At 72.6% G+C, this 1,876-nt stretch carries 2 protein-coding genes; both read left to right on the top strand.

Annotated features, from left to right (window positions below; translation table 11 throughout):
• Position 1: 1 nt before the first annotated feature.
• The gene (locus tag ACTJK8_RS32250; RefSeq protein WP_041372995.1) at positions 2 to 454 is read left to right on the top strand and encodes a chemotaxis protein CheW; all 453 of its coding nucleotides are present in this window, start codon (positions 2 to 4) and stop codon (positions 452 to 454) included.
• A gap of 49 nt (positions 455 to 503) precedes the next feature.
• On the top strand, positions 504 to 1,876 hold a 1,373-nt coding region (locus ACTJK8_RS32245; protein WP_440763201.1), incomplete at its 3' end, for an MCP four helix bundle domain-containing protein.

Below are 1,876 nucleotides of genomic sequence, written 5' to 3'. Positions count from 1 at the left end.
GGTGGGCGGTCCGGCGGGTCAGCGGGGCGGCCGGCAGGTGGTGATGTTCCGGATCGGCACGGAGAGCTTCGCGCTGGAGGCCGGGATGGTGCGCGAGATCATCGATCCGATCCCGGCGACCCGGGTGGCGGGGGCGCGGGCGCATGTCGACCGGATCGTGAACGTGCGCGGCAACGTCGTGCCGCTGGCCGACATCCGCGGGCGGTTCGGGATGCCGGCGGCGGCCGACAGCCCGGACACGCGCTTCCTGGTCCTGGAGGTGGCGGTGGCGGGCGATCCGGTGGTGGTCGCGCTGGTGGCCGACAAGGTGTTCGCGGTCACCGAGGTCGACCCGGCCGCCTGCGAGGCGGTGCCGCCGGTCGGGACGACGTGGCGGCCCGAGTACATCCGCGCGATCGTCAAGGCGGGCGACGACTTCATCATCGTCCCCGACCTCGAGCAGATCCTCAACTGAAGTCCTGGTGCAGTCTTCTCGAAGCGTTGTGTGCGTAGGGGTGAGTACGATGCGTTTCTCGATCAAGGCCAAGCTCGGGGTCGGCTTCGGCGCGATCCTCGTCCTCCTCGGGGCCGCCAGCGGCGTCGGCTACCAGCGGCTCACCGCGGCCGACGCCACGATGAAGTACGTCCTCAGCCGCGCCGAGGTGCAGAAGCTGGTCCTCGAGGGCAAGGCGAACGCCATCCGCGCCGGGTTCAACGTCCGCGGCGCCCTGCTCAGCCCGGACGAGGCGCAGATGGCGGAGTTCGCCAAGCGCGTGACGAACAACCGGGCCGACGCCATGGCGGCCCTGGCCAAGGTGAGGCCGCTCCTCATGTCCGACGAGGGCCGGCGCCTGTTCGAGGACTTGATGGGCAAGTTCGAGAAGCAGACCGAGCTGGGGACCCGCGCCCTGGAGATGACCCGCGAGAACTCGAACGGGAAGACCTGGGCCGAGATCAATGCCGCGGGTCGCCCGGCGCTGGCCGCCCTGCGCACGGACCTCGACGCCCTGATCGTCGCGCCGGCGGACGCCCAGAACCCCGCCGCGGACCGGCTGGCGCGGGTCGCCGCGGTGTTCAAGGGCCGGGTGGAGCGGGCCTGGGGCCAGCTCACCTCCGCGACCGGGACGACGAGCGCCGAGGCGCTGCAGCAGCGCGTCGCCCTCGCCAAGCAGTCGCGCGAGGAGATCAACCGCTCCCTGGAGGAACTCGCCCCGGCGGCCCAGACGGCGGGCGTCGCCGTCGCGGGCGTCCGCGAGCGGTTCGCGACCTGGGCGGCCTCGTTCCAGCGCGCGCTGGCCGTCGTGGAGACCGGGACATCGGTGAAGGCGGCCGAGCTGGCCTCGGGTGACTACGCGAAGGTGAGCACGACCGCGATCGACGCGTTCGAGGCCCTGGCCGAGCGGCAGAAGCGCTTCATGGACGAGGCCGCGGTCCAGGCCAACGCGGAATCGGCCCAGGGTCAGACCATCCTGCTGACCGTGGCGGCGGCGGCCCTCCTCCTCGGCCTCGGCATCGCCACCTGGCTCGCCCTCTCGATCTCCCGCGGGCTCGGCCGCGCCGTGACCCTGGCCGACGCGGTGGCCATGGGCGACCTGAGCCAGACCGCGAGGGTCACCTCGAACGACGAGCTCGGCGACCTCGTCGGCGCCATGGGCCGCATGACCGAGAACCTGAACGCGACGGCCGCGCTCGCCAACGCCATCGCGCGGGGCGACCTCACGGTCGAGGCCAGGCCGCTCTCCGACAAGGACACGATGGGCCTCGCCCTGCAGACCATGCTGACGAAGCTGCGCGCCGTCGTGGCCGAGGCGAGCGCGGCGGCGAGCAACGTGTCCGCGGGGTCCCAGGAGCTGTCGGCGTCGGCCGAGCAGCTGTCGCAGGGCTCGACCGAGCAGGC

The organism is Methylobacterium sp. 22177 (genome assembly GCF_052045615.1).
GTDB lineage: Bacteria > Pseudomonadota > Alphaproteobacteria > Rhizobiales > Beijerinckiaceae > Methylobacterium > Methylobacterium radiotolerans.
Note: the sequence above shows the minus strand (reverse complement) of the source record. Positions and strands in the feature narration are given on the sequence as shown.